We start from the raw sequence: 15,344 nt of genomic DNA, 5'->3' as shown, positions 1-15,344 counted from the left end.
ATATTTCCATGTTATCGTTCTATATCTCTGTGATCTATGCTTACTTCTCTTCCTTCTTTTTTTAAAATTTCATAAACCTTTTGGGCAATGTAAACCGATCTATGTTGGCCTCCGGTGCAACCTATGCAAAAATATGCTTCTATACGGCCACTTTCAGAATATTTATCTTGAATAAACTTCGCTAAATTAGCAATCTTATCAACGGTTTCATGAGTTTCTTTAAATTTTTCAAGGAATTCCATTACTTTCATATCTAAACCAGTTAGTTCATACATCTCTGGAAAATAAAAAGGATTTGGAAGATATCTCACGTCAAAAACATAATCAGAGATTGGCGGAATACCATTTTTAAATCCAAAGCTGATAAAATTTAACTTTAGTTTTTTCATATCTTCTTTTATCATCTGAAAGAATCTTTTTTTAAATTCAGTTGGTTCGGTTGAGGAAGTATCGATAACTATGTCACAAGAACTCTCTATTTCTGACATAACTTTTATTTCTTCATCAATGGCATTCTCTAAGGAAAGACCTAACGGGTGGGTTCTTCTCGTTTTTTTGTATCTATTGATTAGTTCACTTTTATCAGCTTTTAAAAAAACTTTATGAATTTCCATAGTACATTTGGCTAAACTTTCAACATTTTTAAATAATTCGATCAATTTTTGGGGATCTTTCCATCTAATATCACTTACTATAGCAAGTTTTTTGACATTGCTAGTGCATAAAATATTTAAAAAAGATTCTATTAAATGAGGGGGTATGTTGTCAACTGTATAGTACCCTTCGTCTTCTAGAGATTGTAACAATAAAGTTTTACCTGCGCCAGATAAACCGGTAATTAAAAAAACTGTTGGTTTTGTTAGCAATGTTATCAATCGCCTTTTATATAGTTTATAATACGATTTTTTTAAAAATAGGGTGATACTTTACGTCTTTCATAAAAACTTTGGAAAGAAATTTGAATTTTTCTAGGTTGCCAGTAACTAAAAAATTTACTTTAATTTTCCCATCTATTCTCTCTAATTTGATCTCATTTTTTAAAAAATCAACAACCCCATCTGCAGGATCAACGATGGAAGAATTTGTGTATTTTCTAATTTGCTTTTCTAAAATTGGATAATGGGTGCATCCTAATATTACTTTGTGGTACTTAGATTTGGAATCTTGTAAATAAAATCTCAAAACTGACTCTGCCATCTGTCCATCCCAATAACCTTCTTCTATAAGTGGAACGAACAATGGGCATGCCTTTTCTTCGAGATTGGTTATTTTTTTGCTTATAAGAGCTTCCTTATAAGCCCCCAAATTAATGGTGTTCTCGGTGGCTAACAAAAGAACAGTATCGTTTCTTTCTATTGTTTTTATAGCGTTGTCAATTATACTTACATATGTGAAGTTATAATTTTTCGTGTCGAAATTGGTTTTTTTTACAATGGAATCTGTTGTATTACATGCAGAAATTAGAAAATCAACTTTCATCTTTTGAAAAAAAGAAAGTATGTTTTTTAAATTTTCTCTTAAAAAAGGAATAGGCTTTGAACCATAAGGTACATTTAAATTATCAGCTAAATAAAAATACTCATGATTACCAAAATTTTCTATCACTTTTTTTAAAACCGTTAAACCACCTATTCCTGAATCAAAAAGTCCTATTTTCATAATTGGAAAATATCTTACCCCCATTGAATACTTTTACTTTGTTCATCGCTACCTTCATCATTGCTTTTAAGTGCGGTATTCAACATATCACTGAACTTATCAACCATTTGTTTGATTTCTTGTTTCGTTCTTATACTGTTTAATCTTTCATTTAGAAGTAATAGGAGAAAGATATAATCCACTTCTTCTCCACCGATTTTTTTTGCATAGGTTTCAACTTCCGATTTTATGTTTTCTAAAATTTCTTTTATAACATCCTCGGGTTCGTCCACTTTATATTTATAATCTTTTCCTAAGATTTTTACTTCAATTGAGCGATAATTCTTCATGATTTTTCATCCTTAAATGATTTTAATGAATCAATTAATAACGATTTTGATCCGGTTCATCTTGGAATGAAGTATTTGAAGATGCCGGATTATCAAATTCTCCAGTTCTAAACTCATCTCCTAATCTTGATATAAGTGAACTTTTTAACTGGTTTAGATGGTTTTCAATTTCATCATTCTTTCTTCTTAATTCTTCCAATTCACGTCCCATCTCTTCTTTTTCGTTGTTTATTTTTTCGTATTCGCTGAACAATTCATCGTACTGAGTTTGAAGATCGTTTTTTTCTTTTTTTAGTTCGTTGTATTTGTCGGCCAACGTTTCTAACATATTTTCCAGTTCCTTCAAAACGTCCATTTTGTACATTCCCCCTTTATTAAAATAATTTGTTGAAGTGAAACTAAAGCAATTATAACACAGCTAGATGAAAAAAAACTAAAAATACGCATATTTTTTAATTCTAAAACTAAAAAAACTAAAAGAGGCATAGCCTCTTTTAGTCTCTTGCTTTAACCAAAAATTTAATTGCCGTTCTCTCTTCCCCTTCAATTTCAACATCTGAAAACGCTGGAACACAAACTAAATCGATTCCGCTCGGAGCTACGTACCCCCTGGCTATTGCTATAGCTTTAACAGCTTGATTAACTGCGCCGGCTCCTATAGCCTGTAACTCAGCGCTTCCTTTATCTCTAATGATAGCAGCTAAAGCACCGGCAACAGCAACAGGATTTGAATTAGCAGCTACTTTTAGTACTTCCATTTCTGCCATGAATGATACCTCCCTGTAATGTTTTGTTTGTAATTTTGACTTATATAGAGCATATGGCGCATCTGGTGGGATTTGAACCCACAACCTTCGGATCCGAAGTCCGACGCTCTATCCAGTTGAGCTACAGACGCTCATCACTAATGATAATTATACCTTAAAATGACTATTTAAATCAAGACCAAAAATTTTTTAAATCATATGATATAATTTATTCGTGGAGGTAAAGATTGTGATGAAAGTTAAAGATAAAGTTTTTTTAGCTTTAGATTTTGAAACAACCGGTTTGAACCCTGAGTTAGGAGATCGGATTATAGAAATAGCAGCGATCCCCATATACGATAAAAAAATTAATTTCAAATATGCATTTCATACCTTGGTAAATCCAAATATATTCATACCTGGAGAGGTATCTAAATTTCATAAATTAAATAATCAAGATATTTCTAACGCTCCATCCTTATCAGAAGTTTTCCCAAGATTTAAAGAGTATATTGATGATTCTATAATTGTATCACATAACGTAAAAATGGATCTGAGGTTTCTAGATATTGCTGCAAAAGAAAGTGGGATGTTTTCAATTGATAATTACTATATTGACACCCTCGAGATTTCAAAATACTATTTTGATAAAGGCCCGTACAATCTTGAATTTCTTTCGAAAAAGTTCAATTTAGGCATAAAGCAATTTCATAGAGCTTGGGATGATGCATTATCTACAGCTAAACTTTTCCAAAAATATATAAAACTTTTTTCATTCGAAGCAATAACCAATTTTATTAAAAAATGGGGTGATTGATTTTGATTAAGAACTTTATTATCGATACAAATGTTTTGATTCATGATCCTAACAGTATTCTCAACTTTCAGGATAACAATGTTTTGATCCCATTTCCAGTAATAGAAGAAATAGATAAGTTAAAAACAAGAAGTGATAAAGTGGCTAAATCTGCCAGAGAGGTCAATAGAATTTTAGATAGTTTTAGAAATGGGACGCCATTACATAAAGGGATAAAATTGCCCAGTGGAGGAACATTGAAGATCTTGGCACTGGAAAAAAATGATGAAAAACATAAAATCCCTACTTACCTTGGGGAATCAAAAGATGATTTCATATTATATTACGCCATGTTTTTAAAAAGAACAGACAACTTACCAACGATAATTGTAAGTAAAGATTTAAATCTGAGGATCAAGGCTGATGCGTTAGGATTAGAAAGTCAAGATTATTTGACTGATAAAATAGACATAAAACTTCTGCCTGATGGGTATTATACGATAGAAAACCCAGAGAAAGAGATTGAAGAGAAGGATGAATACGATTTTTCAGAATTAGGGTTCAAAGAAGAACCCTTTCCAAATACATATCTTAATTATGGAGATTTATTTTTAAGATATGATTCTAAGTCAAAGAAGTTTCAATCAATTTTGATAGATTTTGAAAGCGAAATTTTTGGAATAAAACCTAGAAACGTAGAACAAGTTTTTTCCTTGGATGCACTTTTAAACCCTGACATACCTTTTGTGACGCTAGTTGGTAAGGCTGGGACGGGTAAGACGTTACTAGCGTTAGCAGCAGGCTTATATTGTGTGCAAGTTGAAAAATTATACAATAAGCTCTTGGTTTCAAAGCCTGTTATACCGATGGGGAAAGATATTGGTTATATACCCGGAGATATAGAAGAAAAAATGCGACCCTGGTTACAACCTATATATGATAATTTAGATTTGTTATTCAAAGGTAGCGGGAAGAAACCAGAAGAATACCTAACTAAGAAAGATTTATTGGAGATAGAGGTACTTTCATATATAAGAGGAAGAACAATCCCAAACCAATACATGATAGTTGACGAAGCCCAAAATTTAACTCCTGCTGAAGTAAAAACTATTTTGACCCGGGTTGGAGAAGGCACAAAGATTGTATTAACGGGAGATCCATATCAAATAGATAACCCGTATTTGGACAGTTCATCTAACGGCTTAGTCTATACAGCTTCAAAATTTAAAGATAACCCTTTATCAGCTAATATTACAATGAAAAAAGGTGAAAGGTCAGAATTAGCAACAGTGTCTTCTGAAATTTTGTAAGAGATGGATGGGGGAAAGATGGGTGGGGAGCGAGGCAAAGGGATAAAACTCTTTTTTCCTTTAGGGTGGGCTGCGGGGCGAAGGGGCGCTAAAGTAAGTATTAGAAGTTCTAAAGAAGCCAAAAAAATAAATAACTAGGAGGAAAAATAAGTTAATGAAGAAAGAAAAATTGCATCTTGAATACGATATCTACATAGACATTGCAAAAGAAGATATTCACCTTTTAATTTATCTGGTCGAAGCTGAAGCACACATAATGAACGTTAGAAAAAAACAAGAGAATGGGTATTTTAAAATAATAGTACCAGCAGGCTTGGTTGATGAAGCATTAACTTTACTCAACTCTTTGAAAAATTCCGACATAAAAGTGGAGGTTGTAAGTATTGAACCGCACAATGGGATTATTTAAGTACATTCCAATACCTAGAGAATATAGTCCTGATATATACTCTATTGATTATGAAAAATTAAAAAAACTTGGTTTCAATACTATTCTTATGGATTATGATTTTACTATTACTGTATGGAGAGATGACAATATTCCTGATAAAACATTAAACCTTTTAAACAAATTAATAAACGATGGTTTTAAAGTGGCAATAGTTACAAATTCCAAAAGAGAAAAAGTAAAAATTATTGAAAAACTGACTATGGGTAAGGTAAAAGTATATACAAGTATGAAAAAACCTAATACTAAAAAATTAAAATCTGTTTTAGAAGAACTCGGTTCCAAAGAATCAGAAACTGTTATTATAGGTGATCTTTTTATCACGGATATTAGCGTAGGAAATCGTCTGGGATTGTATACAATTTTGATAAATCCTTATACCTATGGACTCGAAAATAAGTTTAAGCAATTTATGGCTGGATTCACAAAATTTGCTTACAATGTATTTTTTTATACTATAGGTTGGTTTTTTAGAGCAATTGATTTAGTAGGTCCAAATGAATTTAAAAAAAGTGTATTTGATATTGATTACCAGCACCTAAAAGAGAAGGGGTATAAAATTTTAGTTTTTGATTTCGATAACACTCTCAGCGAATGGCATAGTGATTATTTACAACCAGAAGTCATCGATCTTTTTTTAAAATTAAAAGATCTCGGATTCTATATATTAATAGCAAGTAATAGTTCAAAAAAGCGTTTTATGAATTTAGATGCTCAATTAAGTGATTTGGGCATAGATTTATTGGCTTCTGCAATGAAGCCATTAAGGTTTAAAATCAGAAAAAAAATAAAGTTTCATGGTTACAAACCTGGGGAAGGCGTAGTGATTGGGGATCAACTTTTCACGGATGTTGCTTTAGGGAATGCTTTAGGTTTTTACACGATAAAAGTTAAACCTTTGTCTAAAAAAGAAGGATTATGGACTCGTTTTATGAGGTTTTTTGAAAGAATAGCATTGAAATGGATAAGAAAAAAACCCACCTTGGTAAAGAACGAATAGTTGTTTTGAAATATGAAAAAGAAAATATAAATATTGAGAAAAACAAAGAATTTTTAAAATAATTGCCTTTAAAGGCCTTGAGGACTATTTCAAATTGGAGGACCATGTAATCAATTTGCTTTTGATACTTCAAATACAATTTAAGAAGCGGGCCATATGGCCCGCTTTGATTAAGCTCCGTACTTTTCTAGTTTTAAAGCATTTGCCAAAGCTAACGGCATAATATCCAATGCTGATATCGTTCCAAGGGTCCCCTTTGCGCATTCATATTCATCAAAAGATACAGACAGTCCTTTTCTTACATATTTTGAATAAAGCAAGACTGGGACAGGATGCCAACTGTGTGCTTTTAGTAAAGCAGGAGTGGAATGATCTCCGGTTATAATTAAAACATCTGGATTGAGGCTTAAAATTTCTTTTACGGCTTGATCGGTATCCTCTATTACCTTCACTTTTTCCTCAAAATTACCGTCTTCACCATAAGAGTCAGTCTTTTTCACATGAAAGTAGAAGAAATCATATTCATTCCATACTTTTTTCAATGTTTCGACCTCATCTTCTGTTGTTTGACCAGCTTCTAAAACGTCCATTCCAACTAATTTTGCAAGCCCTTTATACATAGGGTATGTAGCTATAGCAGCGGCTTTTAGTTTATAATTTTCTTCAAAAGATGGCAGTAGAGGATGTTTGGAAAATCCTCGTAATAGTGCAAAATTCATTTTTGGTTGATCCTTCAACACTTCCCCTATCTCTCTTATCAATTTGTTGACTATATTAGCCATTTTTTCAGAATCAGGATTCGTTGCCTTGGCCCATTCCATTGGTTGACCTTCTCTTTGTGGATCAGCATCGGTTACCTCATCAAATAAGCCTTCCCCTGTAAACTTGACGACAAATCTATGTTCTTTTCCAGGATAGAAAGTAATATCAACATCTTCTATTTTTTTAATATTTTGGGAGAGGATTTCTACGATTTTCTTTGATTCTTCACTAGAAGGTCTCCCTGCCCTTCTATCGACTATTATTCCATCTTTTATTGTAGCAAAATTTCCTCTTGCGACAACATCCTTTTTATCTACTCTTATTCCTAGTCCGAGAGCTTCTAATATACCTCTTCCTATATCATACTTTAGGGAGTCATAGCCGAAAAGTGAAAGATGTCCAGGCCCGCTACCAGGGGTAATGCCCTGTAAAACAGGTAAACTTTGTCCCAAGTCACTTTCTTTGGCTAAAGCATCCATGTTGGGTTTGTATGCAGCTTGTAGTGGTGTTTTACCGTCTTTTGGTAGATCTCCTAATCCATCCATGACGAGTAATACGATTTTAGAATCTGTCTTAACTACTAAATCTTTTATAATTTGTTGCCTATCAACACTAGTCACGAATATTACACCTCCGGAATTAATTTTTATAACTTATTTAATCCTTTAACGTAGTAAAAATTTTATTTCCGATATAATGTTCTTTAAAGCTCTTTCAACGGTAATTCTTCCTGTTAAGACATCGTAAACATTATTTTGTATAGGAAACGAAATTTCTGTGTATATAGGCGATTTTGGTTTCAACACTAAATTTTCTAAGGAAGATCTAAAATTCAATAAATTTGGGTCTACTTCTGAAATAATTGGTTCGTTGAAGACTTCTAAATCAGTTGGTAAAAAGTTTAATTGTGTCAATCTTTGTATTTGATTTTCTTTGGAAATCAAATATTTTATAAATTTTTTCGCAGCTTCTCTTTCTTCATCAGAAGCATTAGGGTTAATTGCCAAAGCTTTTCCTTTAAGCACAAATACATGTTGATTAGTAAATTCAGTTTTTGGAATAGGGGCAATCCCCACCTTTCCATTAACAGCAGAACCTTCGCTATTTAATAAATGCCAAGCATAACTCAAATTCCTCATGAAAACAGCCTCGCCACTTTGGAATATATTTCTGCATTCTTCTTCTCTGTACGTTGTTATGCCTTTTGGACTAATTTCTTCAGATATAATGTTATTTAAGATTTTTAAGCTTTCTAAAGCCTTTTCTTTATTTTCTTGCTGTTCTAGAACAAAGTTATCACCTTCGAATATCTTGCCTCCATTAGAATATAAAATTTCAAGGAAAAAAGTTGTGAGTTCCTCGTATCTAGCACCTGGCCAAACAAAACCTTCTATTCCCTCTTTTTGAGAAATATCCTTTGCGATTGTAATCAATTCATCCCAAGTTTTCGGTACTTCGTATCCATATTTTTCTAATAAATCTTTTCGATAATACAAAACGCCAGTTTCAACGTAATAAGGAATTGCTTTTATTTCGCTGTTAATTGTTACCATTTCTATGGTTTGTGGAACAAGATTGTTTAAGTCAAAATATTCGGCATCTTGATTTAAGCTTACAAGAAATGGAGAAAATTCATTTATCCATTCCATATCGAGAGATAAGATCGTAGGTTCTTTTGCGTTGGTGACTACAAATGTCCCGTAAAATTTGTAAGTTGAACCTGGGTAGCTAGGAATCAAATAAATTTCAACGTCAATATCTGGATTTTGTTTTTCAAAATTCTCTATTTGGGAGTTTAGTAATTGGATTTGATCTTCAATTGATTCGACCGCTATAGTTATTTGAACAGCAAACAAGTTGATAAATAAAGATGTGATAATGAAAATAAAAAATTTCTTCTTCATTTTACACACCCCCTTGTATTTCTGTATTAATTAAATTATATCATAAAAATATCAATTGTTTTTTAAGGTAAAGTTCATTTGTCAATTATAAAAGGCAGACTGTTTGGTCTGCCTTGTTTTGAAAAAAATTTTTATATTTTAAAACTTTCAACCAACCCTTTTAACTCTGTGGCTAATTCACTCAACTCTTTTGCTTCTTCGTTTATTCCTACAGCTTGGTTTACTTGTTCGTCTATTACACTTCTTGATCTTTCTAGTTGTTCACTTATTTCTGTTACCGCTTTCGCTACCCTGTCCATCGCTGTGCTCATCTCTTGTGCACTTGCACTTTGTTCTTCTGCACTTGCAGTCATGTTTTCTATCCCTTGGTTCATCCTTTCTATCCTTTCTTTTATCCTGTTGAAACTTTGTTGTACATTCACCATCTTTTCGTTTATTTCTCCTATCGTTCCTACTACCTTGTTCGTCGATTCGTTTACTTTGTTCGTTCCTTGCGTTATGTTGGTTAGTATCTGGGATATTTCATCCGTTGCATTTCTTGATTCTTCTGCTAACTTCCTTATCTCATCCGCTACTACTGCAAAGCCTCTTCCTGCTTCTCCTGCCCTTGCTGCTTCTATCGCTGCGTTTAGTGCCAACAGGTTCGTTTGTTCCGTTATCGAGTTTATCGTTTCTACTATACTTTGTACGTTCTTGGCGTTGCTTGCAAGTGTTTCTACTTCTTTTTGACTTTCTTTTGTCCTTTCTACCGCTTCTTTCACCGCTTGACTTATACTTTCTATCGTTTTGCTTCCTTCTTCTGCAGCTTTACTTGTTTCATCTGCTTCTTCACTTAACCTTTGTGCGTCTTGGGATACTCCTTGTGCTGCCCTTGCTACTTCGTCTACCCCTGAGGTTACTTCTTCTACGTTTCCTGCCGTTTCTTCTGCATTTGTTTGTATCTTGTCCATCTGGTTTTTGAGTTCTTCTGAGCTCTTTCTACTTTCTTGTGATGATTGCGTTAGACTTTCTGATGCATTTTCTACTTTGTTTGATGCTTGCATTATTGAGCCCATAGATCTTCTTAGTTCTTTACTCATTTCTGATAGAGCGTTAGCCATCTGCCCTATTTCGTCTTTGCTTTTGCTTTCAAAGTTTACCGTTAGGTCTCCTTCTGAAAGCTTTTCAACAGTATTTGTTAATCGTTCAATTCTGTTTCCGAATTGTTTTCTAAACAAGTAAGAAACAGCAATAATGATAATGATTAGAATTAACAATATAAACGTAACGTTTCTGATGATTTTATTCAAGCCTAAATCTAATTCAAAATTTATTTGTTTCGGGGTTAATGAAGGTAGTTCAAAAGATGTTTGTAAAGGAATATTGATTGATGTCTCTAATGTTTGGAATTCTTTTGCAATTTGAAGGTATATGCCATCGAATTCATCTGTTTGGAAATAAAAACTTCTCAAAGGTTTATTGATTATTTCTTCACTGATAAATTGTTCATTTAATTTACTTTCATTTAAAGAAACTTCCTCTTCTGGTAAATTTGAATAAAGAACGTTGAAATCTTTATTGAATAAAGTTATGTATGCGTCTAGAAGTTTCGATATTTCCAACAATTTTTGATTGTCAAATTCTTCTAAGACCACTAGAAACCCATTTACCGTGTTTGTAGCGATAGGATCGACTACTGGAAAAATTCCGATAAAATAAGGTGTAGAATTGAATGACTTAGTTTCTATAACCGGAGTCATATAACCAATGTCTAGGATTTTTTTAAATTGGTTATTTAAAAAGTCTTCGATATTCAAATCTTTTGTATATTCATATCCTTTTAAATAGGTTTCAGCCTTTTTTTGTACTTTATACGATGTATTTCTTGAAGTAATTTCCAAACCACTGCCACGCGTATCAGGAGTGTTCATAATCCAAAGTTGCATCCCGTTGTATTGCTGGGATGTTACGTAAGGTTCAAGTAAACTGTATCTTTCAATCAAAGAAATAGATTTTGAAGCGATTTTCTCTTGAATACTTGGAATAGAAGCTATCATTTTTCCTGATTTCTCAAGTGAATTTTTTTCAGTATCTATAAAATTAATGAAAACGTGACTTAAGGTTTCTAAAGAATTATCAAAAGAATCTGTATAATTTTTTTCTAACTGTTCGGAAAATTGTGCCTCTATGGTGTCTATTTGATTTGTTAAATAATCGTTGTATTGGTTTAGTTGTTCTTGAATTAAAGAGTTATATTTATTAATTTGATCTAAATAATCCTGATTTAAAGACTCAATCAAGGCAGATACTTGTGCCTCGTTTTGTTCAGAACTTTTTTGAATAGCATTGGTAATGTATATTACAAAAAATACACTTGGTATGAGAGCGAAAAGAATCAACATAATTCCTATCTTGTTACCGAATTTGTTAAACCAATGAACTTTAGATAAGTCCAATTTTTTCACATGGATTCCCCCTTCGTGGAAGCGTTTTCTTCAAAATTATACCATATCAAAAGAAAATAGTAAACTAAACTGATAAAAAAGAATTTTATTGCTTATTTAATACAATGTTTTGATAAATGAAAAAATTATAAGTTATAATTAACTAAGTATAGAAAATTTTGGAATGACTAAACTTTAAAAATATGATTTTGATTGTAAAAGGATTATAAGGCCAATTGTATGTTTTGAAGAAAGTTTTAGAGTTTCTAAAGAAAGCATACTTAAAATCACGAGGAGGAATAAGCATATGAAATTAGAAGATAAGATGTTGAATGCCCTTAACGAACAAATAAACAAAGAAATTTTTTCTGCGTACCTCTATTATTCGATGGCAGCATATTTTGATTCAATCAATTTAGAAGGATTTGCTAATTGGATGAAAGTACAAGCAAAAGAAGAGCTTACTCATGCCCATAAGTTGTATGACTATATTTACGACAAAGATGGTGTAGTAGAATTAGGTAGTATCGAAAAGCCGAAGAAAGGATGGGGAAGCCCCTTAGAAGCTTTTAATGATGCATATGAACATGAACTTTCAGTTACACAATCTATCGACAAGTTGGTTGATTTAGCCATAGAATTAAACGATCATGCAACTCAAAGTTTTCTACAATGGTTTGTAAACGAACAAATAGAAGAAGAAGCTAATACAAAGAAGATTGTAGATACCTTGAAAATGATTGGTGAAAACAAAACAGCTTTGTTCATATTCAATAGTCAACTTGGTAGTAGGCAATGAAATAATTTAATAAAATATAGACTGTTATAAATAAAAGGGAGTTTACTCCCTTTTATTTGATAGGTTTTTTAAGCTTTCCAGTACATCTAAAACATGATCTTTTACTTTTACATTTTCCCATACTTTTTTAATTGTTCCATTTGGATCTATCAGAATTGTTGATCTAACAACTCCCCAATTTTCTTTACCGTAATTCTTCTTAAGTTGCCAGACGCCGAATTTTTCAAGAACGGAATGTTCGGGGTCACTTAGTAAAATCACTTTTAAATTATGTTTTTCTTTAAAGTTTGAATGTTTTTCTACAGTATCGGCACTCACTCCCACTATTTGGCAATTATATTTTTTGAAATCCTCTAAGTAGTTTGAAAAATCAACTGCTTCTTTAGTACAACCAGGAGTGTTATCCCGTGGATAGAAATAGAGTACAAGCCAGTTTCCGATAAAATCCCTGCTATTAATCTGATGACCGTCAGAATCTTTGAGTGAAAACTCTGGTATTTTATCGCCTATTCCAAAATTAAGATATTTCATTTTAAGCATCCTCCTTTTTTAAAAGGCGAATCCACAACGTTTGTTTCTAATTTAAAAATAATAATTTGAGTGTAAAAAATTGAGTTCTAAATGTCCGAAATTTGTAAAAATTTTAATGTCTTAAGAAACTCAGAGATTTTCCTCAAACCATTGTTTTAAGGGCAAAAATAAAATCAGCCTTTTTGTCTATACGAAGAGAGATACTTATTCCTCAATTTTATAGCTTCTTCTTCTGGCAGGATAGAAATATTACCAATTTTTAGGGCTTCAATATAAATTTGAGCTGTTTTTTCAGCAACTATTGAAGCTGTCAATGCTTCTGTCTCGTTTGCTCCCACAGTGACTAAACCATGATTTTTTAATATTACTGCGTTATTTGTTCCTAGAGCTTTTACTGCATTGTGAGCTAACTCCCATGACCCTGGTTCTCCATATCTTGCTACATTAATTTTTTCACCACAGATCATTATACCATCTTCGATTAAGGGTGGAATAAACTCCTTAACAATCGATACTATGGATGAATATATAGGATGCGTATGTAAAACGCAATTCACGTCGCTTCTGTTTTTGTAAATAGCTATATGAAGTTTGTACTCCGAAGAAGGTACTCTGAATCCTTCAAGAACTCTACCCTCAAAATCTATTATTGTAACATCTTCATCGACCATTTTTTCATATGGGTACCCTGATGGAGTTATATAGATTTTGTTTTCGTCTTTTAATGAAACATTTCCCCAGGTTCCTTTCACTAATCCCTCTTGTGATATTTTTTTGCATAATTCCACTACTTTGTTTTTAATATTCATTATTTAATAACTTTCTTGAGAAAGTTTTAGACCCCCTTTTTATAAGTTTTTCAACTGTCTCTGAAACTTTGAAACCTACTTTTAACAATGCTTCTAGAATCCAAAAATTTTTAAAATACCCCCATCATTCTAAGTTACATACAATCTGCTTTAGCTTCCCTTTAAGTTTTTTATTTCCTGTTTGTGGAATGAATGGATAAGTTTATTTAGAAAGCCATGACATACATTACTAATAAATGAGTTACCCACAATGCTAAAGCTATGGATATTTGTATTTTAATAACTCGATACTTATCTTTCATTTCCAAAAGAGCCGCAGGAACGATATTAAAATTAGCTGCCATAGGTGTCATTAAAGTTCCGCAATAACCTGCAGACATAGCCAGAACAGCTATTGTTGATGGATCTGCCCCGTGGATTTGGATTACAATTGGTATCCCTATTCCAGCAGTGATAACTGCAAATGCAGCAAAAGCGTTTCCCATAATTATCGTAAATAGAGCCATTCCAAATGCATAAGCAAAAAGTGCCCAAAATAGATTCTGAACTGGGAATATAATTTCTATCCAACTAGCGATTATTTCCCCAACTCCTGATTGATTGAACAAGGCTCCCAATGCTCCTAAATAAGGTGGAAGAACCAGGGCCCAACCAATTGCATCGCTAGTTGATCGTCCAGAGTCTAATATATGATCAAATGTTTCTCTTGGAATATACAATCTATTTAATATTAATGCAATAACACTTCCAAATCCTAAACCAATTAAAGGATTCCATCCAACCACAGCGAATAAAATCGCAACACCTGAAATAGTTAGAATGGGAATTAATAATTTGTTCCCAAGTTGTTTTCTTCTTTTTTCTTTAAATTCTTTTGAGGTATTGAAGTAGGTACCTTTTCCTATCTTTCCTATACCTGCATCAATTGCGATTACGACAACCAAAATACCAGAAATGACGGGGGGTAACCATTTCCCAAAAATAAATAAAATAGCTAATATTATCCAAAAAATCATAGTTCCCACCTTTTGTTGGTGTTTTTCATCTTTCCAAGTTAGATATGCGTAATATAGTAAAATCAATCCAATTACAATATAGAAAATTTCTAATGTATTTGTGGAAGAGAAGAATTCTTTCATTATTTGCTCACCCCTTTGAATCGTCTATCTAGGATCATAAAGTAAATAAATCCATAGATAGCTGCAACTATAGCCATAGGAATGGCAGCTTTTGCTAAACTAGTTAAATTTAACTCAAAGCCCATTTCACCCATAACTCCTTGAATTAACAGTAGTCCAGCTGAGGCAGGAAAAACGTTTTGTGCAAAGAAATTTCCTATATTTTCTGAGGCAGCTGTCATGGCTTTTATTTGTTCTTCATCATCCTCATTAATTTCAGCCTCTCCTATAGATCCTCTTGCCATCGGATAAATTAAAGGCCTTACGAATGCTGCATGTCCTCCTATTCTTATGCCTATTGCCACAAAAACCTCTCGTATAAGTTGGTAGATATAAGCTATTCTTCCAGGAGTAGCTGCTCTTAATTTAGATATTAAATGCCCCATTTGTTCCATAAGACCATGTCTTTCGGTGATCCCGATAGCAGGTAACATAATTAAAAATAGAATCATAGTTCTATTAGCAATAAAAGATGAACCAATTACCTCAAGAATCTGCACTACACTTAATCCACCTAATAGTCCAGAAACAAAACCACCTAAAAGAACAGATATAAGAGGATTAATGTTGAATTTACTTCCCAAAGCTAAACCTAAAACAACGATTAAAACCCCTAAAATAGGCAACCAAGTCATCTCTAGACCCCCTTT

17 protein-coding genes and 1 tRNA gene are annotated in these 15,344 nt (G+C 32.6%); 5 read left to right on the top strand and 13 right to left on the bottom strand.

Translation table 11 applies throughout. The annotated features are described in order from the left end of the window. Positions 1-11 precede the first annotated feature (11 nt). The 6 genes from rapZ to X925_RS05175 all read right to left on the bottom strand — a co-directional run bounded on the left by rapZ (position 12) and on the right by X925_RS05175 (position 2,886). Entirely contained in the window at positions 12-866 is an 855-nt protein-coding gene (gene rapZ, locus X925_RS05200; RefSeq protein ID WP_158245203.1) for an RNase adapter RapZ, read from the bottom strand. 25 nt (positions 867-891) lie between these two features. Continuing rightward, complete coding sequence (murI, locus tag X925_RS05195; protein ID WP_158245422.1) at positions 892-1,659, bottom strand: glutamate racemase; 768 nt, start codon at positions 1,657-1,659, stop codon at positions 892-894. 14 nt (positions 1,660-1,673) lie between these two features. Continuing rightward, the gene (gene zapA, locus X925_RS05190) at positions 1,674-1,988 is read right to left on the bottom strand and encodes a cell division protein ZapA (RefSeq protein ID WP_012208006.1); all 315 of its coding nucleotides are present in this window, start codon (positions 1,986-1,988) and stop codon (positions 1,674-1,676) included. 34 nt (positions 1,989-2,022) lie between these two features. Further along, the gene (locus X925_RS05185) at positions 2,023-2,343 is read right to left on the bottom strand and encodes a hypothetical protein (protein WP_012208005.1); all 321 of its coding nucleotides are present in this window, start codon (positions 2,341-2,343) and stop codon (positions 2,023-2,025) included. Between the two features lie 139 nt (positions 2,344-2,482). Next, positions 2,483-2,746: a stage V sporulation protein S gene (locus X925_RS05180; protein ID WP_041534184.1), complete on the bottom strand. Its 264-nt coding sequence runs from the start codon at positions 2,744-2,746 to the stop codon at positions 2,483-2,485. A gap of 63 nt (positions 2,747-2,809) precedes the next feature. Continuing rightward, positions 2,810-2,886, bottom strand: a tRNA-Arg gene (locus tag X925_RS05175). Positions 2,887-2,987: 101 nt separating this feature from the next. Between X925_RS05175 and X925_RS05170 the strand changes: the two genes are divergently transcribed. The 4 genes from X925_RS05170 (at position 2,988) to X925_RS05155 (ending at position 6,288) form a co-directional block, all read left to right on the top strand. Continuing rightward, on the top strand, positions 2,988-3,551 hold the full coding sequence (locus X925_RS05170; RefSeq protein ID WP_121514411.1) for a PolC-type DNA polymerase III: 564 nt from the start codon (positions 2,988-2,990) through the stop codon (positions 3,549-3,551). 2 nt (positions 3,552-3,553) lie between these two features. Then, complete coding sequence (locus X925_RS05165) at positions 3,554-4,840, top strand: PhoH family protein (protein WP_121959325.1); 1,287 nt, start codon at positions 3,554-3,556, stop codon at positions 4,838-4,840. A 154-nt stretch (positions 4,841-4,994) separates the two neighbouring features. Beyond that, entirely contained in the window at positions 4,995-5,249 is a 255-nt protein-coding gene (locus tag X925_RS05160; protein ID WP_121514384.1) for a DUF4911 domain-containing protein, read from the top strand. Next, the gene (locus X925_RS05155) at positions 5,224-6,288 is read left to right on the top strand and encodes a YqeG family HAD IIIA-type phosphatase (RefSeq protein WP_121959324.1); all 1,065 of its coding nucleotides are present in this window, start codon (positions 5,224-5,226) and stop codon (positions 6,286-6,288) included. The genes X925_RS05160 and X925_RS05155 overlap by 26 nt, the downstream gene beginning before the upstream one ends. A 170-nt stretch (positions 6,289-6,458) precedes the next feature. Here the strand turns inward: X925_RS05155 and X925_RS05150 are convergent, their stop codons facing one another. The 3 genes from X925_RS05150 to X925_RS10425 all read right to left on the bottom strand — a co-directional run bounded on the left by X925_RS05150 (position 6,459) and on the right by X925_RS10425 (position 11,398). Then, a complete protein-coding gene (locus tag X925_RS05150) occupies positions 6,459-7,670 on the bottom strand; it encodes a 2,3-bisphosphoglycerate-independent phosphoglycerate mutase (protein WP_103065343.1) in 1,212 nt (403 codons plus the stop codon). 45 nt (positions 7,671-7,715) lie between these two features. Then, positions 7,716-8,954, bottom strand: a complete 1,239-nt coding sequence (locus tag X925_RS05145) for an ABC transporter substrate-binding protein (protein ID WP_103065342.1) — start codon at positions 8,952-8,954, stop codon at positions 7,716-7,718. A 131-nt stretch (positions 8,955-9,085) separates the two neighbouring features. Further along, the gene (locus tag X925_RS10425; RefSeq protein WP_233186689.1) at positions 9,086-11,398 is read right to left on the bottom strand and encodes a methyl-accepting chemotaxis protein; all 2,313 of its coding nucleotides are present in this window, start codon (positions 11,396-11,398) and stop codon (positions 9,086-9,088) included. Positions 11,399-11,684: 286 nt separating this feature from the next. On the opposite strand from X925_RS10425, the gene X925_RS05135 reads away from it, so the two are divergent. After that, a complete protein-coding gene (locus X925_RS05135; RefSeq protein WP_103065341.1) occupies positions 11,685-12,176 on the top strand; it encodes a ferritin in 492 nt (163 codons plus the stop codon). A gap of 42 nt (positions 12,177-12,218) precedes the next feature. Here the strand turns inward: X925_RS05135 and bcp are convergent, their stop codons facing one another. From bcp to X925_RS05115, 4 genes are all read right to left on the bottom strand, one after another. Beyond that, the gene (bcp, locus tag X925_RS05130; protein WP_103065340.1) at positions 12,219-12,707 is read right to left on the bottom strand and encodes a thioredoxin-dependent thiol peroxidase; all 489 of its coding nucleotides are present in this window, start codon (positions 12,705-12,707) and stop codon (positions 12,219-12,221) included. A 173-nt stretch (positions 12,708-12,880) separates the two neighbouring features. Continuing rightward, positions 12,881-13,516, bottom strand: a complete 636-nt coding sequence (locus X925_RS05125; protein WP_199171184.1) for a class II aldolase/adducin family protein — start codon at positions 13,514-13,516, stop codon at positions 12,881-12,883. A 206-nt stretch (positions 13,517-13,722) separates the two neighbouring features. Beyond that, positions 13,723-14,655 carry a DUF979 domain-containing protein gene (locus X925_RS05120; protein ID WP_103065339.1) on the bottom strand — a complete coding sequence of 311 codons (933 nt, stop codon included), beginning with the start codon at positions 14,653-14,655 and terminating at the stop codon, positions 13,723-13,725. Then, positions 14,655-15,329, bottom strand: a complete 675-nt coding sequence (locus tag X925_RS05115) for a 5-oxoproline transporter, DUF969 family subunit (protein WP_103065338.1) — start codon at positions 15,327-15,329, stop codon at positions 14,655-14,657. The genes X925_RS05120 and X925_RS05115 overlap by 1 nt, the downstream gene beginning before the upstream one ends. Positions 15,330-15,344: the final 15 nt, after the last annotated feature.

Origin of the sequence: Petrotoga sp. 9T1HF07.CasAA.8.2 (assembly GCF_002895585.1) — a bacterium.
Classification (GTDB): domain Bacteria; phylum Thermotogota; class Thermotogae; order Petrotogales; family Petrotogaceae; genus Petrotoga; species Petrotoga mobilis.
The sequence above is the reverse complement of the archived record's forward strand: the minus strand, read 5'-3'. Positions and strand labels throughout refer to the sequence as shown.